Source organism: Parasphingorhabdus sp., assembly GCF_036568145.1.
Taxonomy (GTDB): domain Bacteria; phylum Pseudomonadota; class Alphaproteobacteria; order Sphingomonadales; family Sphingomonadaceae; genus Parasphingorhabdus.
Genome location: NZ_DATCTC010000029.1, coordinates 1 through 5,130 on the forward strand (window position 1 = coordinate 1; position 5,130 = coordinate 5,130).

Here is a 5,130-nt window from a genome sequence, read left to right on the forward strand (position 1 = left end):
ATCGGCTCAGGCGCCCGGGCATCGGAAATCGCAGCTTCACTCTCCAGCTCTTCGAGCGTCAGTTCCAGTTGCTCGATCTGCTGGACAAGCTTCTCCGACGACTGGCCAAAGGTCATACGGCGCAGCTTGTCCAGTTGTAACCGCAGCGTCTCGATCAGCGTGTCACGGGCCGCCAAAGCAGCTTCCAGCTCGGCGATCCGGGCGTCTTTATCGGGGTAAGAATGAGCGGTATCTGACACCGCCATTTAATAGCCGAGTGGCTCATGGATTACCAGTAAAACCCGCCCAAATATGCCGTTTTATCCCGTCAGAACCGGGGCGTCCGTGCGTTCAGGTCTAGTCAATGCCTTCGAGAAGCATGGAAAGCTGGGCCGAAGAGAGGTGCACTTTACCGGTCTTTGTCACCGGCCAAACGAAACGGCCACGATCCATCCGTTTGGAAAACAGGCACATGCCCTGGCCGTCATACCACAGCAGCTTGACCAGATCGCCGCGCTTGCCACGGAAGGCGAACAGTGCCCCTGAATGCGGGTTCTTGCGCAATACTTGCTGCGCCATTACAGCCAGACCATTAAAACCCTTGCGCATGTCGGTTGCACCGCAAGCAAGGTAAATGCGCATCGAAGGAGATGGCGGGATCATCGGGAAAGCACCGCGAACACCCGCGCCAGCGCATCGGCATCGACCGCCGCGTCCACCGTCAGCCTTATCCTTGACGGCAGGTCTATCCTGATCAGACCAGGCTGTGCAGGGTTTACCGCCGCTCGGTCGATTGGGCCAGTATCCAGCGAGGCTTCGGCAAAACCGGGTGCGGCAAGCGCGCGGCCTGACGGGTTCATGCCCCCTAACTGACCGTTCACCGCCAGACGGCGCCATGTGTATAGCTGGCCACTGCCAATCCGGTGACGCTCGCAAGTCTGGCCAACCGATCCCCCTGGACCAAATGCATCTGCCAGCATCGCCAGCTTCTGCTCGGCTGTCCAGCGCCGACGGCCGCCGACAATCTCTACACGGCCAAGACTAGAACCACTCATATGAGTGGTCATATGACTAATCGTATGACTGCTCGCTAATCCCGAACCCATGTCGTCCATAATCGCCGCTCCAAAAACAAAGCAGCCTTCAACCCTTCAATGCCATAATCCGCAAGGCGGCCTACAGCTCTCGCTTACCCTTCTTTTGCGGACTGGGTGCGGCAGATCGAGCCGCAGGCCTTGATGATGCGGGGCCAACCTGAACTTGTTGCCATGAAGAGGATATGGCGGCGTAACATTGTCATCGCATCGCCGCTAGTTCATCCTCAGGACTTGCCGATGTCGCAGGCGGATCGATCACTGAAACGAAGCAACCAGCCGCCAGATATTGTGCATCAGTCGTGGATAACGGATTCAAAACGACACTCGTCAGTCTCTCCTGACATATAGCTCCACCGAGAGCCAATTCGGCTTTTTCGCGAACCTTCCTGAACCAGGTCAGCAGCATGGCAACCGGCTTGCTTCCGGCCGTGTTGCATGCCTTTGGCATGCTGCCCGCACCACCCGGTGCACAAGCCAGTTTCCCTCCGGCGCTTATGCGCCACCGGTGCAATGCCGCTTCTCCCTGTTTCCGGTGTCAGTTCGCAAGCCGGAATGGTCCGGTTTGAAATTACAGGAGAAATATCATGACGAACATTACACTTTTGGTTGGCCGCGTTACCCGCGATCCGGAAAGCCGGACAACAGACGGCGGTACAACGGTTACAAGCCTTTCGGTGGTGACCGACAGACCCGCCCGCAACAAGGACGGCAAGACCTACAAGGATGAAAACGGCTTTACCGCCAAGGATGCAGAATTTCACCGCATCACCTGCTTCAACGGGCTGGGTAAAAATGTTGCCCAATATTGCACCAAAGGCCAGATGGTTTCGGTCGAAGGCCGGATCCACTATACCCAGTGGGAAGATGGTGACGGTATCAAACGCTATGGCTGCGAAATCCTTGCCGACAAGGTGGATTTTCTTACCCGCGGTGCGTCTCAGGATAACAAGGATGCACCCGACATCGATGAATGATTTCTAATCTTCATCCCTAAACATTCAGGCCTCGCCGGTTTCCCGGCGGGGCCTTTCTTTAGCTTTGGGAAATACTATTACGCGGCGCAGTTGAGCTCCCAATTTCTAGCTTGATAAGAACCTGCTCCTCACCCATTTTGCCGAGCGCAGCTCCGATCTGCTTGAGGCTTTTCGGGCTGAATGCTTCAACGCCGCTTCCAAGCAGCATCCGTCCAAGTTCGGTCGCTGCTCTGGTTTCCAGTTCCTGCTGTTTCGTGTCGAGCTTGGCCCGTTCGGTTTCTAGTTTTTTGAGCGCTGCAAGCGCACCTGTTTTTCTGGTCATGAGAGTTCCTTCTTCTCGGTTATGACCCCTTGAAGTTTCTGTAATCGCATATCTTCAAGCCTGTAGGAAAACGGTTTTTGCTAATAGAAGCCGGTCACTAGAATTAGAGGTGGAGAGGGTCTTGCTCACTTGAAGTTCAAGCATGATGCGTGGAGGGCTGCCGCGTCAAGGACGACGGGGCCCCACCATTTTACCGCTCCGGCGGCTACGCCGCCTCCCGCGATAAAATCGTTGCCCCCATCGCCGCTTCGCGGCCGTCTGTTCCAGCCGGTCCTGTGACTCGGCAGCCCCCCACGCATCACCAGACTTCCTGTCAATTTTGACAAATATCAGGAGGTAAACATGACACAGGCAATTGATACAGTACTTGATACACAAAGCTATTTTGCGGCAGTTGAAACAGCAGAGCGCAGGGCTCTACACAGCTTCTTCGATCAGCATGTAATAGAGGATGAGACCCAGGGTTATGTGGCTCTGGATGAGGGAGATTATGATGCGCTACCGGCATGGGCGATGAACCGGGTGGTTCATACCGTACACGGGGCTCTACTGGATGAGTTTTGAAACATTTCATAGGGCAGGGATCGGCAACGGTCTCTGCCGTGTTTTTTGTTCGCATATCAGTTTGGCCATTAGGGCGAAAACATACAATCATCCAGGTCTGATCGGCCTTAAAAGACCCGAACGAACAAATTCAGTTTTCCGTATCAATGTCGGCTATTTGCGACCCGGGCGGCCATTGATGCGGGATACACCCATAGCGGGTGTAACAAGGGTATCGGAATCCCCATTCCGTTGCCCTTGTTATTTGTTTGCCGAGCGATGTTTTGTTTGTTTGTCAGAAAGGGATGAGCGCTGATGAAGATCATCAGCGCTCGTTTTTACCATTCTATCCATGAGTCATAACGCCTCATGAGTTCATCGAGAAAATAATCTGGATTGTTGCTGCCGAGCTGGGGACAAAAGAGGGCACACCGTACGCAGCTCGCTGCCTTGGATATATTGATTAATATCAACTGGTTAAGTCCCAAAAGAGGCCGATGACATAGACAAATCCTCTAAGACTTGATGGTTTTTTGGCAAGTCTTACCCCAATCACATTTCCATAAGCTATTGATAAGTAGGGAAACATAACCGATTGACTGTGAGTTGTTCACGATTTATTCTTATCGGGCTTTTCGAAGGGTGAACCAGGTTCTTGAAATTCAAGGAACCTGAGTATGACCAACCATATTTGCTTACAAACCTATCTATCCTATCCGCTTGCCGAGTGGGTAAGGGCGCAAGCTGAAGATCGCGGTGAGTGTGTTAGCGTCTTTCTGCGTGATCTCGTCATGGCTACTTATCTGGCGCAGGATGATGATCAAAAGAACAGTTTGAAAGATATCGACAAAGCGCGTGAAGCGGTGTTCGCGTCGGTGGCGCTTGATGCCATTTTGACCGCTCATCCGGATAGTTCGCTACGGCAAAAAACCCATGATGCCTATGCCCGCCGCTTGCAGCGCCTGAGGCTTGCTCCTGCCTCTTTGAATGGAGGCAAGTGATGAAGCGTAATCTGGTCAATTTTACGCGCGGTAGCCAGCTTCTCGGGCATTTCGGTTTCATGTTTGCAAGCGGGCTCAAAGCCCCCCTCATTATCGCTGCTATTCTCTTGGTAGGCATGTCCTATTGGCAGGTGACATCCGTACTTACCGACTATCAGCGCTACCTTGTTGGCATGAACCTTTATGCCTCGCTTTACGGATATATGGAGTTTGATCCAGCCAAGCTGATTAATCTCGATCTTGCTTCTGGCGCAAGCGCGGAAATGGCAATTTCGGCGGTTCAAAATTTCCCGCCGGTCGTCCGCGCGATGGAAGCATTATGGGCGTCGCTGCGCACCGCGCTCATTATCTCCGCATTGTTATTCCTGCCTGCCTTTATCCTGTTCTACTGGGTCGCAGAATATTTTGGTGGCAGGTCGAAAGAAAGCAAACATGAACGCGGCGCGCAGCTTGCAACCTTGCCCGAACTGCAAGCAGAAATCACCCGTCACAATGCGGCTGAACAAGCGCGGGAAATGCGCGTCGAACTGGGTTGGCGCTGGCGGCTCGCGGGACAGAAACAGCTTCGGCAAGCGGGCTATTACAATCCCTCCACGCTTGCAGGCGTTCGTTATCCCTGGCGGCTCGAACAGAGCCACGCCATGCTGATCGGGACAACCGGAACCGGTAAAACCGTTGCCCTTTTGGAGATGATAAACGAGGCGCGCAGAAAGGGGCAACGCGCCGTCATATTCGATTTAACCGGTGCGTTTATCGAACATTTCTATGACGCCTCGCGCGATGTCATATTGAACCCGCTGGATGCTCGCTGTCCAGGGTGGAGCGTGTTTAATGATTGCAGCGACATTGCCGAGTTTCATAGCGCGGCTGAAGCGCTTGTTCCGCAGGATGGCGGGGGCGATGACCAGTTCTGGGTTATCGGTGCGCGCTCGGTATTTGTGCAATCCTGCATGCAGCTTATGAAGGCCGGAACACCGACCAACGAGGCGCTCGCCAAAAAGCTGATAACGGCCGATCTCACTGATGTGCACAAGCTTTTGAAAGGCACTGTTGCGGAGCAACTGACCGCGCCCAAAGCGGCGCGCATGGCAACCTCGATCCGGGCCGTTCTCAATGCAAATGCCGAGGCTTTAATGCTGCTGCCAAAACATGGGTCCCGCTTCTCGATCCGCGACTGGATAAAGGGCGATTGCGAGCGCGGCGGGATTATTTTC

At 53.9% G+C, this 5,130-nt stretch carries 6 protein-coding genes and 2 pseudogenes; 4 read left to right on the top strand and 4 right to left on the bottom strand.

The genetic code is table 11. The features are described 5' to 3' along the window. From VIN76_RS10670 to VIN76_RS10680, 3 genes and pseudogenes are all read right to left on the bottom strand, one after another. Positions 1-245: pseudogene (locus VIN76_RS10670) on the bottom strand (IS66 family transposase); the annotation flags it as partial. A gap of 54 nt (positions 246-299) precedes the next feature. Continuing rightward, positions 300-642, bottom strand: a pseudogene (gene tnpB, locus VIN76_RS10675) (IS66 family insertion sequence element accessory protein TnpB). Beyond that, positions 639-1,046 carry a transposase gene (locus VIN76_RS10680; protein ID WP_332041835.1) on the bottom strand — a complete coding sequence of 136 codons (408 nt, stop codon included), beginning with the start codon at positions 1,044-1,046 and terminating at the stop codon, positions 639-641. Before VIN76_RS10680 ends, tnpB begins: the two are co-directional and overlap by 4 nt. Positions 1,047-1,660: 614 nt before the next feature. On the opposite strand from VIN76_RS10680, the gene VIN76_RS10685 reads away from it, so the two are divergent. Further along, positions 1,661-2,050, top strand: a complete 390-nt coding sequence (locus VIN76_RS10685) for a single-stranded DNA-binding protein (RefSeq protein ID WP_332041836.1) — start codon at positions 1,661-1,663, stop codon at positions 2,048-2,050. 58 nt (positions 2,051-2,108) lie between these two features. On the opposite strand, the gene VIN76_RS10690 is transcribed toward VIN76_RS10685, so the two are convergent. Then, entirely contained in the window at positions 2,109-2,372 is a 264-nt protein-coding gene (locus VIN76_RS10690; protein ID WP_332041837.1) for a DUF6437 family protein, read from the bottom strand. Positions 2,373-2,714: 342 nt separating this feature from the next. Here VIN76_RS10690 and VIN76_RS10695 point away from each other — a divergent pair, with 342 nt between their 5' ends. From VIN76_RS10695 to VIN76_RS10705, 3 genes are all read left to right on the top strand, one after another. Beyond that, on the top strand, positions 2,715-2,936 hold the full coding sequence (locus VIN76_RS10695) for a hypothetical protein (protein WP_332041838.1): 222 nt from the start codon (positions 2,715-2,717) through the stop codon (positions 2,934-2,936). A gap of 656 nt (positions 2,937-3,592) precedes the next feature. Then, positions 3,593-3,916 carry a hypothetical protein gene (locus tag VIN76_RS10700; RefSeq protein ID WP_332041839.1) on the top strand — a complete coding sequence of 108 codons (324 nt, stop codon included), beginning with the start codon at positions 3,593-3,595 and terminating at the stop codon, positions 3,914-3,916. Beyond that, on the top strand, positions 3,916-5,130 hold a 1,215-nt coding region (locus VIN76_RS10705), incomplete at its 3' end, for a type IV secretion system DNA-binding domain-containing protein (RefSeq protein ID WP_332041840.1). The genes VIN76_RS10700 and VIN76_RS10705, both read left to right, overlap by 1 nt.